The sequence below is a fragment of the Streptomyces sp. NPDC040622 genome (assembly GCF_055593965.1).
Window position 1 is genome coordinate 419,883 of record NZ_JBVIXD010000002.1, and the last position, 14,155, is coordinate 434,037.

Consider the following 14,155-nt stretch of genomic DNA (forward strand, 5'->3'; position numbering starts at 1 on the left):
GGCGGGGCGCTGGGCCATGTGAGAGTGGTGCGGTGGTGCAACGGGTGGGGCTGGGGCTACGGGTGGGGAATCGCATGCGGAAGCACCGAGGGTGGATACGGGCCGCCGCGCTCTGTCTCGCGGTGGGCGCCCTCGCGTCCTGCGGCACGGACCGGCGGGTGTCGTACTCCGGCGGCACCCTCGAAGAGATCGCGCCGGCCGACGAGCGGCGCGGCAAGGAGCTGGCCGTCGAGGGCATGCGGCTGCTCAAGGACGCGGACTCCGTGCGGATCGGTGTCGAGATGACCTCCGGGAAGGGGCATCAGAAGGTCACGCTGCACATGGACCGCGACAGCAACTGCACCGGCACCTTCGACTCCGGCCCGGCGCAGCGCGGCGACCTCATCACGCTCTCCGGCGGGGCCACCTACGTACGGTTCAGCGACCGGGCGCTCGACGAGATGCGGGCGCTGGGGGCGCAGCGCGGACCGGCGGTGGCAGCGCGGGTCCGGGAGCGGACGGCGCTCGCGCGCGGCAAGTACCTGAAGATCCCGGCGGGCTCCGCCACGAAGGGCCCTTCGATGCCGCTGAGCAGCTGCGACCTCGACAACTTCACCGAGGCGATGCCCGGCGTCCCGGATGCGGACGAGAGCTTCAAGGCACTGCCGGAGACCCGGCGTTACGGCACCGGCGTCGTCCCGGTCGTCGAGAGCGACGAGGAACGGGAGACGACGCTGTACGTCGCCTCGGACGGCAAACCGTACGTCCTCGGGGTCCGGGTGGGGGACGACGGCGACGGGACGATGACGATGCGGATGTCCGCGTACGACGAGCCGGTCGCCGCGGTGGCCCCCGCGGCGGCGGAGACGGTCGACATCTCCGAGATCGGCCCCGGGGATTCGGGCGGGGGATCGCTCTTCGAGGTGTGAGTGCCCGGCCGGCCCGGCGCCGGCCCGCCCCCGCACCGCGCCCCGCCCCCTGTGACACTTCCGCGCCCGCCGACGCTGTGGACCGTGAAGGCACAGGCGCGGTGACCTGTGCGGTGTCGGCCGGATGGGAGCGGGTTGGGCCAGGGTGCGGAACCCCGTCGCGCGCAGTCGTACGACGAGGAGTTGGGCAGGGCCGTCGCGGCGGCCCAGGAGGGGGACGAGGCCGCCTTCGCGGTCGCGTACCGCCTGGTCCAGCCGGGGCTCGTCGGCTATCTGCGCGGCCTTGTCGGCACGGAGGGCGAGGCGGCCGAGGACGTCGCCGCGGAGGCGTGGCTGGAGATCGCCAGGGACCTCGGGCGGTTCCGCGGGGACGGGGCGGGCTTCCGCGGCTGGACCGCCACGATCGCCCGGCACCGGGGCCTGGACCATCTGCGCCGGCAGAAGGCACGGCCGCGCCACGCCGCCCTGGAGCAGGACGTCCTCGAACTGCCGGGACCGCACAGCACGTCGGCCGCCGCGCTGGAGGCGATCTCGACCGAGCGGGCGCTCGCCTTCATCGCGACGCTGCCGCGCGACCAGGCGGAGGCGGTGCTGCTGAGGGTGGTGGTCGGTCTGGACGGGCCGGGCGCCGCACGCGTCCTCGGCAAGCGGCCGGGGGCGGTGCGGACGGCCGCGTACCGCGGTCTGCGCAGGCTGGCCGAGCGGATGGGGCTCGACGGGCACGAGGGACACGAGGGACGCAAGGGACACGAGGGACAAGAGGGGCTCGACGGCGTGCCGGACGACGGCCGCGGCGCGTCGGGGGAGGCGGGATGACTTCGCGGAAGCCGACAAACTCCGGGAGGGCCGAGGACGCCCCGCCCGCCGCCGTGCCGGACGCGCTCGCGGTCCTCGACGGGCTGCTGGCCACGGCGCTGCGCGCCACGGCGGGTGCGCGCCGCGGCGGTTCGGAGCGGGCGGCACAGCGCAGGGCGGTCGCCGCGTTCCGCGCGGCCCGCGACGCGGGAGCGCACCACGCCCATCCCCGCCGCACCGACGACTGGCGCCCGCGCACGCACTGACGCGGCACCGCCTTTTCGGCTGCTCTGATCGGCTGCTCTGGTCGGCTGTTCCGGTCGCCCGCTCAGGTCGCTGCTGCGGTCAACTGCTCCGGGGAGGCGTGAGCTTGTCGAGGCCGGGCCCGATCCCGAGAAGGGCACCGGGCGCCGCAGGGTGCCCCGGAAGATGCCCGGCCGCGGTGGCAGGCGAGGCCGTATCAGCCCGGAACGGAGTCAGCCGTGCCGGAGACGGCCGGGGCCGCCACCCCCCACAGGAGAGGCCCCGGCCGGCACACGGCACGAACCGCGTGCGGTCCGTACTCCCTTCAGCGCCGCGGGTGCGTTTTCTGTCACACCGCGCTCTGTCACCCGTTAGTTGCGCGTTGTACAAACATGGACGTAGCCCTGTCCGAGCCCGTAGCGTGCTGCTTCGCGCCGGGGCCGGGCGCAGATCTCCGAGTGGCAGGATTGAGAGAGTGCTGGGGGACGACGCGGAGCTGACCGCCGCGGTGCTTGCGGCGCAGGACGGGGACGAGACCGCGTTCCGGACTGTGTACCGCGCCGTGCACCCACGGCTGCTGGGATACGTACGCACGCTGGTCGGCGACCCGGAGGCCGAGGACGTCGCCTCCGAGGCCTGGCTGCAGATAGCGCGCGACCTCGACCGGTTCAGCGGCGACGCGGACCGGTTCCGGGGCTGGGCGGCACGCATCGCGCGCAACCGCGCCCTCGATCACATACGCATGCGGGGGCGCCGCCCCGCGGTCGGCGGCGACGAGTCGGAGCTGACCGGGAAGCCCGGCGACGCGGACACCGCGGGCGAGGCGATGGAGTCCCTCGCCACCGGCGACGCCCTCGCCCTGATAGCCCAGCTCCCGCAGGACCAGGCGGAGGCCGTCGTGCTCCGCGTCGTCGTCGGACTCGACGCGAAGAGTGCCGCGCAGACCCTCGGGAAGCGCCCCGGAGCCGTCCGCACGGCCGCGCACCGCGGCTTGAAACGCCTCGCCGAACTGCTCGGCTCCCAGGGGGCGGACCCCAAGGACGCGCTCGGCGCCGTACCGCCTCAGCGGGAGGCGCGGGGGTGTGCGGTGACGTCCGCCGGTGTGACGCAATCGCGTACGCGGACGCAGAAGGACATGTGATGGCCGACGAGCAGCACAAGTGGCTGGACCGCGACGCGGCGGAGCGTTTGCTGCGCGGAGAGCCCCTCGACGGCATCGACCCCCAGGTGCGCGAGCAGGCCGACCGGCTCGCCGGGGCGCTCGCCGCACTGGCCGGGCAGGACCGGGCCGCCGAACCCGGACGCACGGCGGACACCGCCGCCGGGCAGGTCGCCGGTTCCGCCCGTGACGCCGCCCCCGCCGCCGGTGAACTCCCGGGCGAGGCCGCCGCGTTGGCCGCCTTCCGGGCCGCCCGCGCGGCGGGCCCGCAGGCGCACACCGCACGCACCGCCCCCTACGCCACGGCCGCCCACGAGGCCGCCGCGTCCGAGACCGTGCGTTTGTCACGGGTCGAGGACCGTCCGCGCCCGAGCCGTTGGGGACGCCCGGTCCGCTTCGGCGTCGCCGCGGCCCTCGCTGCCTGCATGATCGGCGGTGTCGCCGTGGCCGCGGGGACGGGCGTGCTGCCCTCACCGTTCGGCGCGCACGGCGACCCGGGCCCCGCGGCCTCCGCGTCCCCGGTCGCCACGCCGGAGGAGTCGCTCGCCGCCTCGCCGTCCGACGACACGAGCGAGCCGTCCGAGGACGTCGTGCCCGACGAGAGCACGGCTCCCGACGAGGAGCCGACCCGCGAGCCCGCGTCCGGCCCGCCGCCGGCCACCGAGGACGACGGCGGCGACCACGGCACCGGCCCCACGCGGCAGCCGAGCGGCGGCGACCGGCCGCCCCGGGGCGACGAGGCCGCCACGTGGTACCGCAAGGTCGTGATCGCCTGCCGCGCCTACCGCAGCGGCGAGCTCCAGGGCGAGAAGCGCAGGCGCCTGGAGGAGGCCGCCAAGGGGCCTGCCCGCGTGGAGGCGTTCTGCGGCCGGGTCCTCGGCGGCGGCTCGGGCGGCGGCCAGCAGGGCGGTGGCCAGCAGGGCGGCGGCCAGGGTGATGGCGGCCACGACGGTGGCGGCGGCCACGACGGTGACGGTGACGACGGCGGCGACGGGAACGGGTCGGGTGGTGAGGGGGACGGCGGATCGGGTGGCGATACGGGCGGCGCACCCGTGCCTCCCGGGGGCGGTCGTCCTTCTTCGGCCCCCACCGCTTCCTACAGTGCGCTGCCCCGGCTCCCGTAGCCCCCGGCCCGCCCTTTTCTCTGCCGTTTTCGGCCGGCTGTGACGTTTTTCGGGGCCGCGGCGCAGTAATAAGTGAGCCGACTGGTCATCGGCCCGTGCACGAGCCGGGGGTTCCCCCCGTACCTTCGGCTCTGTGCCCTCGGCGTGGGCGGGATACGTTCCCCCGATCCCGCCCACGCCGCTTTTCTCCGTTCGTTCTCTCCGTCCGTTCTCTCCACTGGTTCTCCCCGCGTGTCTCACGCGGGGAGGCGTCACTTGTAGATGACCACCCGGTCGCCGTCGCGCACCTGCGCGAACAGGCTCGCGATCTTCTTCTCGTCCCTGACGTTCACACAGCCGTGCGACGCACCGGTGTAGCCCCTGGCCGCGAAGTCCGACGAGAAGTGGACGGCCTGGCCGCCGCTGAAGAACATCGCGTACGGCATCGGGGTGTCGTAGAGCGTCGAGACGTGGTGCCGCGACTTCCAGTAGACGCTGAACGTGCCCTCGCGGGTCGGCGTGTACTGCGAGCCGAACCGCACGTCCATCGTCGACACGGCCTTGCCGTCGATCATCCACGTCAGCGTGCGGCTGCTCTTGGCGATGCACAGGACCCGGCCGGTCAGGCAGCGCTTGTCGGGCTTGGCGGGCGGCATCCCGCCGCCCGCGTACAGCTCGGGCCGGGTCGGCTCGCGCGTCATGCCGAGCAGCTTCTGCCAGGTCACGGTGTCCGTGCGGCCGGTGCGGGGCAGGCCGCGCTTGGCCTGGAAGCCCTTGACCGCCGCGGTGGTGACGGCGCCGTACGTACCCGTGGGGTTCTCGGAGAACCAGGCGATCTGCCGCAGCCTGGCCTGCAGCTCCCGCACCCGCCCGTCCCGGTCGCCCGCCTCCATGAGCGTTTTCGCGGGCGGGGGAGCGGGGGTGGGCGTGGCGGCCGGAGCAGGGGCCTCGGGCGTGTGCGAAGGGGAACGCCGCGTCGGCGAGCGCTTCCCCGACGTCCCCGGCGTACTCGATGCCTCCGCGGTCCTCGACGCCCCCGGCCTGTCGTCCTTGCCGCTCGGCGTCCCGTCCGCGTCCACCGCGACCGCCTTGCACCCCGCCGTCAGGACCAGCACCGCCACGGCCCCCGCCGATATCGCGCCCTTGCCCATCACGCCCCCGTGTTCGTAGTCGGTGTCCCCTGGAGGACACCTTCGACTCTGACAGCACTGACAACGCTTCTGGAAGTGTTTCCCGGTTTGCCGCGAGTGACGCGTCCCGCCCGCGGGCGCAAGCTGGACGCATGACACACGAGTCGGAGTCCGGACTGCCCATCGAACCCGTGTACGGCCCCGAGGCCCTTGCGGGCTGGGACCCGGCGGAGAAGCTCGGCGCCCCCGGCGCGTACCCCTTCACCCGCGGCGTCTACCCGACGATGTACACGGGCCGCCCCTGGACGATGCGCCAGTACGCGGGGTTCGGCACCGCCGCCGAGTCCAACGCCCGCTACCGGCGGCTGATCGAGCACGGCACCACCGGACTGTCCGTCGCCTTCGACCTGCCGACCCAGATGGGCCACGACTCCGACGCCGCCCTCGCGAGCGGCGAGGTGGGCAAGGTGGGCGTCGCGGTCGACTCGGTCGAGGACATGCGCGTCCTGTTCGGCGGAATCCCGCTGGACCGGGTCTCCACGTCGATGACGATCAACGCCCCCGCGGCCCTGCTGCTCCTCCTCTACCAACTCGTCGCCGAGGAGCAGGGCGTCGCGGCCGGCGAGCTGACCGGCACCATCCAGAACGACGTGCTCAAGGAGTACATCGCGCGCGGCACGTACATCTTCCCGCCCCAGCCGTCGCTGCGGCTCGTCGCGGACACCTTCCAGTACTGCCGCGCCGAGATCCCCAAGTGGAACACCATCTCCATCTCCGGGTACCACATGGCGGAGGCGGGGGCCTCGCCCGCGCAGGAGATCGCCTTCACGCTGGCCGACGGCATCGAGTACGTCCGTACGGCCGTCGCGGCGGGCATGGACGTGGACGACTTCGCGCCGCGGCTGTCCTTCTTCTTCGTGGCGCGCACGACGATCCTCGAAGAGGTCGCCAAGTTCCGTGCGGCCCGGCGCATCTGGGCGCGCGTGATGAGGGAGGAGTTCGGCGCCCGCGATCCCAAGTCGCTGATGCTGCGCTTCCACACCCAGACGGCGGGCGTCCAGCTCACCGCCCAGCAGCCCGAGGTGAACCTCGTCCGGGTCGCCGTCCAGGGCCTCGGCGCGGTCCTCGGCGGCACCCAGTCGCTGCACACCAACTCCTTCGACGAGGCCATCGCGCTCCCCACCGACAAGTCCGCCCGCCTCGCCCTGCGCACCCAGCAGGTCCTGGCGTACGAGACGGACGTGACGGCGACGGTCGACCCCTTCGCCGGGTCGTACGTCGTGGAGCGCATGACGGACGACGTGGAGAGCGCGGCCCTCGGCCTGATGCGGCGGGTCGAGGACCTGGGCGGCGCGGTGCACGCCATCGAGCAGGGCTTCCAGAAGGGCGAGATCGAGCGCAACGCCTACCGGATCGCGCAGGAGACGGACAGCGGCGAGCGCGTCGTGGTCGGCGTCAACCGTTTCCGGCTCGACGAGGAGGAGCCGTACGAGCCGCTGCGCGTCGACCCGGCCATCGAGGCCCAGCAGGCCGAGCGCCTGGCCCGGCTGCGCGCGGAACGGGACGGGGCGGTGGTGGACGCGGCACTCGCCGCGCTCCAGGAGGCGGCGAAGGGCCGGGCCAACGTCCTGTACCCGATGAAGGAGGCGCTGCGGGCGCGGGCCACGGTGGGCGAGGTGTGCGACGCGCTGCGGGAGGTGTGGGGGGCGTACGTGCCGACGGACGCGTTCTGAGAACCGGATTCCGAGGCCCGGACGGGCCGGGCGGCGAGCTCGTTGTCCGGCAACCGGACACGGATGTCCTGATGCCGTACACCCGTGCGAGACTCCGCCCATGCTGGGTGTCACCGATCTTCCGACCTATCTCGCGGGCCTCGCCCTGATCATTCTGCTGCCGGGGCCGAACTCGCTGTACGTGCTCTCCGTCGCCGCCCGCCGCGGCATACGCACCGGCTACACCGCGGCCGCCGGCGTGTGGTGCGGGGACACCGTCCTGATGACGCTGTCCGCGGCCGGTGTGGCCTCGCTGCTGCAGGCCAACGCGGTGCTCTTCGGGATCGTGAAGTACGCGGGCGCCGGATACCTGGCCTGGCTCGCGGTCGGCATGCTGCGGGGCGCCGTCGCGATGTGGCGCTCGCGGCGCGAGAAGGCGGCGGACGCGGCGGGCGAGGGCGGGGCGGGCGTGAACCCCGCCGAGCGGCCGTTCCGCAGGGCCCTGGTGATCAGCCTGCTCAACCCGAAGGCGATCCTGTTCTTCATCGCCTTCTTCGTGCAGTTCGTCGACCCCGGATACGCGTACCCGGCGCTCTCCTTCGTCGTCCTCGGCGCCTTCGCGCAGATCGCGAGCGTCCTCTACCTCACGGCCCTGATCTTCGGCGGCACCCGCCTCGCGGCCGCCTTCCGCCGCCGCAAGCGCCTCTCGGCGGGCGCTTCCTCGGCGGCGGGCGCGCTGTTCCTCGGGTTCGCGGTGAAGCTCTCGCTCAGCAGCGTCTGAGCGTTCGGGACGGCCGGGCGGGGGCATCCGGCGCTCCGCGGTGCTCAGTGGTGCCAGGCCGAGCCGCCCACGTTGTGGATCATCCGCTGGAGGACCTTCAGCGTGCGGACGTAGTCCTCGTCCGTGATGCCCTCGTGTATCTCCGCGCGCAGTCGCTTCTGGCGCTCGGCCACGCGGGAGCGGAGTGCGCCGCCCTCGTCGGTCAGGGCGATGCGGCCCGTGGCGTCCTCGGTGATCAGCCCGCGGTCGCGCAGGGCCCCGATGTCGTGGTGCAGCGCGCCGGCGCCGACTTCCAGGTAGCCCTTCAGGACGGTCACGACCTCCTCGCGGGGACGGCCCAGCGGCGCCTCCACGAGCTGGTTGAGGACCCACCACTGGGGCTGGGTGAGGCCGTGCTCGGCGAGGGTGGTGCGGATGTGGTGGACGACGGCGGCGCCCGCGGCCGAACTCCAGTAGCCGACCGGCTGGCCGACGAGCTCCGCGTCGCTGTGCGAGTACGTGAAAGTGGTCATGTGCTGGAACGTAGAACCTCAAGCAAGGTTCACGTCAAGCCCTTCGTGCGTCGACCCCTTTCACGAGCCCAGCCCGCCGCGGTCCGCCCCGCACCGCGCCAGATACCCGGTCAGCCCGTCCCGCGCGTCCTCGCCGGCCCATCCCACGTATCCGTCGGGGCGGACCAGGAAGAGGCCCTTCCCGTACGGCTCGTACGCGGGTACGTGGTGGACGTGGACCGTGGCGCCGTTCAGGGGTGGCAGTTCCGCGTCCGTACCCACCGCGAGCAGCGTGAAGTGCGGGCCCCGGAACGCGTCGAACAGGGTGGCGGTGCCGCACGGCCCGTCCGGCGCCCGGTCGCCCGCCCGCAGCGCCTGGGCCGGCAGGCCCTCGCGGGTCTCCACCGCCAGTGACGCCCCCCGGTAGCCGATGCCGAGCTGCCGGGTGGCCGCCCCGCGCCGGGCCTCGCCGCGGTGGATGCGGGTGGAAAGGCCCAGCATCCGCGCGGCGTTGGGCAGCCGTTCCTCCTCGTAGGTGTCGATGAGCGCGTCGGGCGCGCCGTGCCGCAGCACCGCGCCCAGCTTCCAGCCCAGGTTGTAGGCGTCCTGAACGCTGGTGTTCAGGCCTTGGCCGCCGGCGGGGGAGTGGACGTGCGCCGCGTCCCCGGCGAGCAGGACGCGTCCCTCGCGGAAGCGCTCCGCCAGGGCGGCGCGCGGCCGGAAGTCCGAGGACCAGCGGACCTCGGTCACGTCGTCGGCGCTCAGGTGGGTGCGGGTGGCCAGGACCTCCCGTACGCCCCGCAGCGAGAGGTCGGGGGTCGTCCCGGCCGGGAACTGGGCGGTCAGCTGGAAGTCCTCGATGCCGGGCAACGGGCAGATCGCCAGGAACGGGCCGCCGTCTTCGGCGGGCGGGAACATGTGCCAGTGGTCGCGGTCCAGCGCGGGGACGCGGACGTCCGCGACCAGGACCGGGTTCGGGTCGACGTCCTCGCCCGCCATGGCGATGCCCAGCGCCCGGCGCACGGTGGAGCGGCCGCCGTCCGCCGCCACCGCGTACGCCGCGCGCACCGCCGCGCCCGTGGAGAGCCGGGCGGTGACGCCGTCCGCGTCCTGGGTCAGTTCCGTCACCGCGGTGCCGAACGCGACGTCGCCGCCGAGCTCCCGCAGTCGCGCGAGGAGGATCTCCTGGGTGCGCCACTGGGGGAGCATGCGTGCCGCCTCGTGGGGCGCGGTCTGCGTCGGCTCGGGGTCGTCGAACATCCGGTGCTCGCCCTGCCGCACGCCGTTCCGCCACACCATGCCGACCGGGATCGGGCCGCCCGCCGCGAGGACCGCGCCGACCACGCCCAGGTCGTCGAAGACCTCCAGGGTGCGGGGCTGCAGGCCCTTGCCGCGCGAGCCGGTGAAGAGGCCGGTGTCCCGCTCGACGACGAGGGCGGGCACGCCGCGCCTGGCCAGGTCGCAGGCGAGGGTGAGGCCGGTCGGTCCCGCGCCCACGACGAGGACGCCGGTTTCCTTAACGTTGTTAAGTGCCATGTCCCGAGCCTGCGCTTAACGGTGTTAAATTGTCAAGGTGGCTACGACGAAACTGGACCGCACCCGCGTGGCGCGCACCGCGCTCGACCTGCTGAACGAGACCGGTCTCGAAGGGCTGACCCTGCGCGCCATCGCGCAGCGCCTCGACGTGAAGGCACCCGCCCTGTACTGGCACTTCAAGGACAAGCAGGCGCTGCTCGACGAGATGGCGACCGAGATGATGCGGCGGATGGGCGCGGAGTCCCCGGCCCCGCCCGACCCCGACTGGCAGGTGGCCCTCACGACCGCGATGCGGGGCCTGCGCGGTCACCTGCTGCGCTACCGCGACGGCGCCAAGGTGTTCAGCGGCACGCACTACACGGACCTGTCGTACGCGGCGCCCATGGAGGCCATGCTGCGGACGCTGACCGGGGCGGGCTTCGCGCCGGGCCCCGCGGCCCGCGCCTGGTTCACCGTGTACAGCTACACCATCGGCTACGTCATCGAGGAGCAGGCCACGGGCCCCGGTGGCGGCGCGGAGGCCTACGACCTGGCGGCGCGCGCCGAGCGCCTGGCCGCGTACCCGCTGGCCGCGGCGGCGGGCGAGGAGCTGTTCCGCGCGCACGACCGCGGCTTCGAGACGGGGCTCGCCGCGGTCGTGGCGGGGATCGGGGCGACGTTCGCCCCGTCTGCGTCCTCCTCCGGAGGGCCCGCTGCCGTAGAGGTGACTTCCGCGGAGCTCACTTCCGGGGAGTGAGGCCCCGGCCGAGTCCCGTGCGGATGAGGGGGGTCAGCCGTTCCTCGACGCACTTGTTCAGGAGCCACGCCAGCGTCAGCATCGCGAGGACCGTCAGGCCGAACGTCGCGTACGACGGCACGCCCAGGTGTCGGTGCAGCACCTCGACACTCACCCAGCCCAGGTGCTCGTGCACCAGGTAGAAGGGGTACGTCAGCGCCCCTGCCACGGTCAGCCAGCGCCAGTTCAGCCGGTCGAGGCGGCCGAGCGCGATCAGGAGCACCGCCGCGAATCCGGCCGTCACGACCACCATGATCCCGGCCGACGACCGGTACGAGAAGAAGTCCGGGTTCGGCGCGTGCCACAGCTGGTCGACCGCGTAGTGCTGGCCGATCAGCCAGCTCACCCCGGTGATGCCCCACGCCGTGAGGTCGCGGCGGTCGCGGTGGATCAGGTAGATGCCGATGCCGCCGATGAAGAACGGGGCGTACTCCGGCATCAGGACCAGGTCGAGCAGCGGTTCGTCGGCCGCCTCCGCGACGGCCGCCGACAGCGTCCACACCGCGCAGAACAGCACCACCCGCGCGCGGGTCGCGCCCGGCATGACCACGCACAGCGCGAACAGCGCGTAGAAGCGCAGCTCGGCCCAGAGCGTCCAGCAGACACCGAGGACCCGGTCCACGCCCAGGGGTTGCTGCAGCATCGTGAGGTTGACCAGCGCGTCGCTCGGCGAGACCGCCTTGTACGCGACGACGGGCAGCGCGAAGACCGCCGTGACCAGGACGATCGCCGCCCAGTAGGAGGGCAGCAGCCGGGCGGCGCGGGAGGCGAAGAACGAGCGCAGGGGCCTGCCCCAGCCGCTCATGGAGATCACGAATCCGCTGATCACGAAGAAGATCTGCACGCCGAGGCAGCCGTACGCGAACCACTCGCTCGCCGTCGGGAACTGCACCCTGGGCGAACTGCCCCAGGCCTCGGCGATCTCGCCGTCCCGGCCGCCGTAGTGGTAGGCGGCGACCATGAGCGCGGCGACCAGGCGCAGCCCGTCCAGGGCCCGCAGCCGGGGCTTCGCGCGGGCGGTCCGGGCCTGCGGGACCGCGGGCGAGGTGGGTTCCGGCCCCGGTGAGAGCTGCGGGGGCGCGGGTGCGGGAGAGGTCATCCGAGCGCGGTCCGCTTGAGGGAGCGCTGCACGGAGCGGGCTCGGCGGGCGACACGGCGGACGGCCGCGTTGCGCGGGATGAAGGCGAGCTGCGAGGGGACGGCGCCCGGCAGCGCGAGCGCGGTCAGGCGGCGCCGCTTGAAGTAGCGCCAGGTGGCGGCGGAGAGGCTGCGGGCGAGGTAGCGCTCGGCGTCGGGGCGCAGCCCGGGGTAGATCTGCGGCTGCATCGCGAAGCCGACGGCCTTGAGGAGGTTCGTCAGTTCGCCGGTGCCGAGACTCGCTTCCTGGGCGCGGACCGCCGCCTTGTCGGTGAGCTCGGGCAGCAGCGCGTCGACGATGGTGACGGGGACGCGGTTGCTGTTCTGGTAGGGCGCGAGGCGTTCGAGGAGCAGGTCCGTGCCGGTGCGGGCGGCGGGCAGGCCGTAGAGCGCGGACGCCGTGAGCAGCGCCGTGGAGAAGCAGCCGATGACGAGCGCGGGGCGCATCCGCTGGTAGAGGACCTCGGCGAGCACGGGGCTCTCGAGCACGGTCAGCTCGACGCCGATCGCCCGCGCCTCCTTCTCCAGGGCGCGCGACCAGCGTGCCGGCGCGGTGGGGTGCGGCTTGAACACCACCTGCGTGTGGCCGAGCCGGGCGGCCCCGCGCACCATGCGGATGTGCAGCTCCTCCTCTTCCTCCGGGGTGAGGATGGAGAGCGCGGAGAGGTACTGGCCGAGGACGAGCGCGGCCCCTTCGAGGCCGGGCAGCGCGGGCGTCGGCTGCGCGGTGCCCAAAGCGTCCTGTGTGTCCTGTGCGTCCTGTGTGTCCTCGCCCGGTTCGGCGAGTTCGGCGAGTACGCGCACGAACGCGTCGGTCGGCACGACCTCGGGGCGCACGCCGAACTCGGTCAGGAGCAGCGGGGTGAGGCCCGGCACCAGGTCCAGGTGCAGCAGGCGCCGCACCCGGGTGCCGACCAGCGGGTCGATCTTGTTGCGGGTGGGGCCGTAGCTCATCAGGCCGTCGGCGTAGACGTCCACGGGGACGCCGGTGAAGATCTGCGCGAGGGCCAGCGCGGGGTTGACCTGGATGGACTCGACGGCCAGTTCGACGTCGTCGTCACCGAGGTCCCACAGCATCCGGACGTAGCGCTCCCACAGCACGACGTCGTCGCCACGCGGGGCCCAACCGCCCGGGTGGAACGGGGAGATGGTCTCGTTCCAGGACCGCACCTCGTCGAAGCGGCCGCGCAGCCGTTCGAAGCCCGGTGTCCCGTCCAGGGGCGTGGTCGTCTCGGGCGTCGCCGCGTTGTTGCTGACCAGGAGGATGCGCCGGTCGGCGGGGCCGAACCGGCCGGCGTCCAGGGCGGCGGCCAGGGTCGCTGTGCCGTACAGCGTGGACGCCATGAAGATCTGCGTCATACGCGCCATTACGCCGCCACCTCCGCGGGCACCGGACGCCGACGCAGCCGGCGCAGCCTGGTCGCCCGCTGGACGTCCATGGAGTCGAGCGCGTCGTCCAGCACGCCCTGCGGCATCCGCTTCAGCGCGGCCGCACTCATTGACTTCAATTTCCGCGCCACGGATGGCTCGAACCTTTCGATGGATCCCAAATGGTGGGAGATGATCGCGCAGTAAGTGCGGACGGCCTTCGGCAGGAGTTTCTCCGCGTCCCTGTCGGCCGCCGTTTCCCGCACCACCTGGTCGAATGCCTTGATGAAATCGAGCTGGCGTACGTCGCCGATCTGCGTCAGTGACGAGGCGACACCGCGCCGGTAGAACACCCCGAGAAGACTCACCGCGGCGAACGATTCCGCCTCGCGGTGCAGGCGCCAGATCCAGGGCCGGTCCTCGGCGGTGCGCAGGCCGTCGGTGAAGTGCAGCAGCCCCGCGTCGGCGAGCCGGCGGTGGTAGATGCCCGCCCAGGCGTACGCGTAGTCGACGGACGTCGAGCGGTCGGCGGGCAGGATCACCTCGCGCGGGCTCATCACGACGCCCCGCCTGCCGTGCGGCACGCGGTGCACGGTGCGGGCCCGCGCGGTGCACTGCACATGGTCGGTGCGCACGAAGTCGCACCCCAACTCCTCGATGGAACCGACGAGTCGGTCGAAATATCCGGGCGCGAGCCAGTCGTCACCGTCCAGGAAGGTGAGGTACTCGCCGCGTGCCGCGTCGAGGCCCGTGTTACGGGCGGTCGCGAGGCCTCCGTTCGTCTCGTGGCGCAGGAGGACGGCGCCGGGAAGCTCGCGCGCCGCACGCTCGAGGATGTCCGGAGTCTCGTCGCGCGAGCAGTCGTCGACGAGAATGAATTCGAAGTCGTCACGTGCGTTGGCGCGCAGACTCCGCAAGGTGTCGGGCGCGTATTGCTGCACGTTGTAGAACGGCACGATGACCGAGAGCTTAACCACGTGGGTGACGTTAGGTGTCGGCCCGTGATTCGTGTCGACC

General features: G+C 73.1%; 14 protein-coding genes. 8 read left to right on the forward strand and 6 right to left on the reverse strand.

Annotated elements, in window-relative coordinates:
• Window positions 1-74: 74 nt before the first annotated feature.
• The 5 genes from ACZ592_RS06315 to ACZ592_RS06335 all read left to right on the forward strand — a co-directional run bounded on the left by ACZ592_RS06315 (window position 75) and on the right by ACZ592_RS06335 (window position 4,229).
• On the forward strand, window positions 75-908 hold the full coding sequence (locus ACZ592_RS06315) for a hypothetical protein (protein ID WP_471580327.1): 834 nt from the start codon (window positions 75-77) through the stop codon (window positions 906-908).
• Window positions 909-1,043: 135 nt separating this feature from the next.
• On the forward strand, window positions 1,044-1,724 hold the full coding sequence (locus tag ACZ592_RS06320; protein ID WP_471580328.1) for an RNA polymerase sigma factor: 681 nt from the start codon (window positions 1,044-1,046) through the stop codon (window positions 1,722-1,724).
• Window positions 1,721-1,969: a hypothetical protein gene (locus tag ACZ592_RS06325; protein ID WP_471580329.1), complete on the forward strand. Its 249-nt coding sequence runs from the start codon at window positions 1,721-1,723 to the stop codon at window positions 1,967-1,969. The genes ACZ592_RS06320 and ACZ592_RS06325 overlap by 4 nt, the downstream gene beginning before the upstream one ends.
• Window positions 1,970-2,421: 452 nt before the next feature.
• Entirely contained in the window at window positions 2,422-3,087 is a 666-nt protein-coding gene (locus ACZ592_RS06330) for an RNA polymerase sigma factor (RefSeq protein ID WP_471580330.1), read from the forward strand.
• Complete coding sequence (locus ACZ592_RS06335) at window positions 3,087-4,229, forward strand: hypothetical protein (protein ID WP_471580331.1); 1,143 nt, start codon at window positions 3,087-3,089, stop codon at window positions 4,227-4,229. The genes ACZ592_RS06330 and ACZ592_RS06335 overlap by 1 nt, the downstream gene beginning before the upstream one ends.
• A 251-nt stretch (window positions 4,230-4,480) precedes the next feature.
• Here ACZ592_RS06335 and ACZ592_RS06340 read toward each other — a convergent pair whose 3' ends face one another.
• Entirely contained in the window at window positions 4,481-5,359 is an 879-nt protein-coding gene (locus ACZ592_RS06340; protein WP_471580332.1) for a L,D-transpeptidase family protein, read from the reverse strand.
• Between the two features lie 131 nt (window positions 5,360-5,490).
• On the opposite strand from ACZ592_RS06340, the gene ACZ592_RS06345 reads away from it, so the two are divergent.
• Together ACZ592_RS06345 and leuE are read left to right on the forward strand one after the other, a co-directional pair.
• Window positions 5,491-7,071, forward strand: a complete 1,581-nt coding sequence (locus ACZ592_RS06345; protein WP_471580333.1) for an acyl-CoA mutase large subunit family protein — start codon at window positions 5,491-5,493, stop codon at window positions 7,069-7,071.
• Window positions 7,072-7,171: 100 nt separating this feature from the next.
• The gene (leuE, locus tag ACZ592_RS06350) at window positions 7,172-7,831 is read left to right on the forward strand and encodes a leucine efflux protein LeuE (protein WP_471580334.1); all 660 of its coding nucleotides are present in this window, start codon (window positions 7,172-7,174) and stop codon (window positions 7,829-7,831) included.
• 44 nt (window positions 7,832-7,875) lie between these two features.
• On the opposite strand, the gene ACZ592_RS06355 is transcribed toward leuE, so the two are convergent.
• A complete protein-coding gene (locus ACZ592_RS06355; protein ID WP_471580335.1) occupies window positions 7,876-8,343 on the reverse strand; it encodes a MarR family winged helix-turn-helix transcriptional regulator in 468 nt (155 codons plus the stop codon).
• A 60-nt stretch (window positions 8,344-8,403) separates the two neighbouring features.
• Window positions 8,404-9,858, reverse strand: coding sequence for an FAD-dependent monooxygenase (locus ACZ592_RS06360; protein WP_471580336.1), 1,455 nt, complete (start codon window positions 9,856-9,858; stop codon window positions 8,404-8,406).
• Window positions 9,859-9,886: 28 nt separating this feature from the next.
• Between ACZ592_RS06360 and ACZ592_RS06365 the strand changes: the two genes are divergently transcribed.
• Entirely contained in the window at window positions 9,887-10,594 is a 708-nt protein-coding gene (locus tag ACZ592_RS06365; RefSeq protein ID WP_471580727.1) for a TetR/AcrR family transcriptional regulator C-terminal domain-containing protein, read from the forward strand.
• On the opposite strand, the gene ACZ592_RS06370 is transcribed toward ACZ592_RS06365, so the two are convergent.
• The 3 genes from ACZ592_RS06370 to ACZ592_RS06380 are packed head-to-tail and all read right to left on the reverse strand — an operon-like array spanning window position 10,578 to window position 14,115.
• Window positions 10,578-11,732, reverse strand: a complete 1,155-nt coding sequence (locus tag ACZ592_RS06370; RefSeq protein WP_471580337.1) for an acyltransferase family protein — start codon at window positions 11,730-11,732, stop codon at window positions 10,578-10,580. The genes ACZ592_RS06365 and ACZ592_RS06370 overlap by 17 nt on opposite strands.
• Window positions 11,729-13,138, reverse strand: coding sequence for a polysialyltransferase family glycosyltransferase (locus ACZ592_RS06375; RefSeq protein ID WP_471580338.1), 1,410 nt, complete (start codon window positions 13,136-13,138; stop codon window positions 11,729-11,731). The genes ACZ592_RS06370 and ACZ592_RS06375 overlap by 4 nt, the downstream gene beginning before the upstream one ends.
• A complete protein-coding gene (locus tag ACZ592_RS06380; RefSeq protein WP_471580339.1) occupies window positions 13,138-14,115 on the reverse strand; it encodes a glycosyltransferase family 2 protein in 978 nt (325 codons plus the stop codon). Before ACZ592_RS06380 ends, ACZ592_RS06375 begins: the two co-directional genes overlap by 1 nt.
• Between the last annotated feature and the right edge of the window lie 40 nt (window positions 14,116-14,155).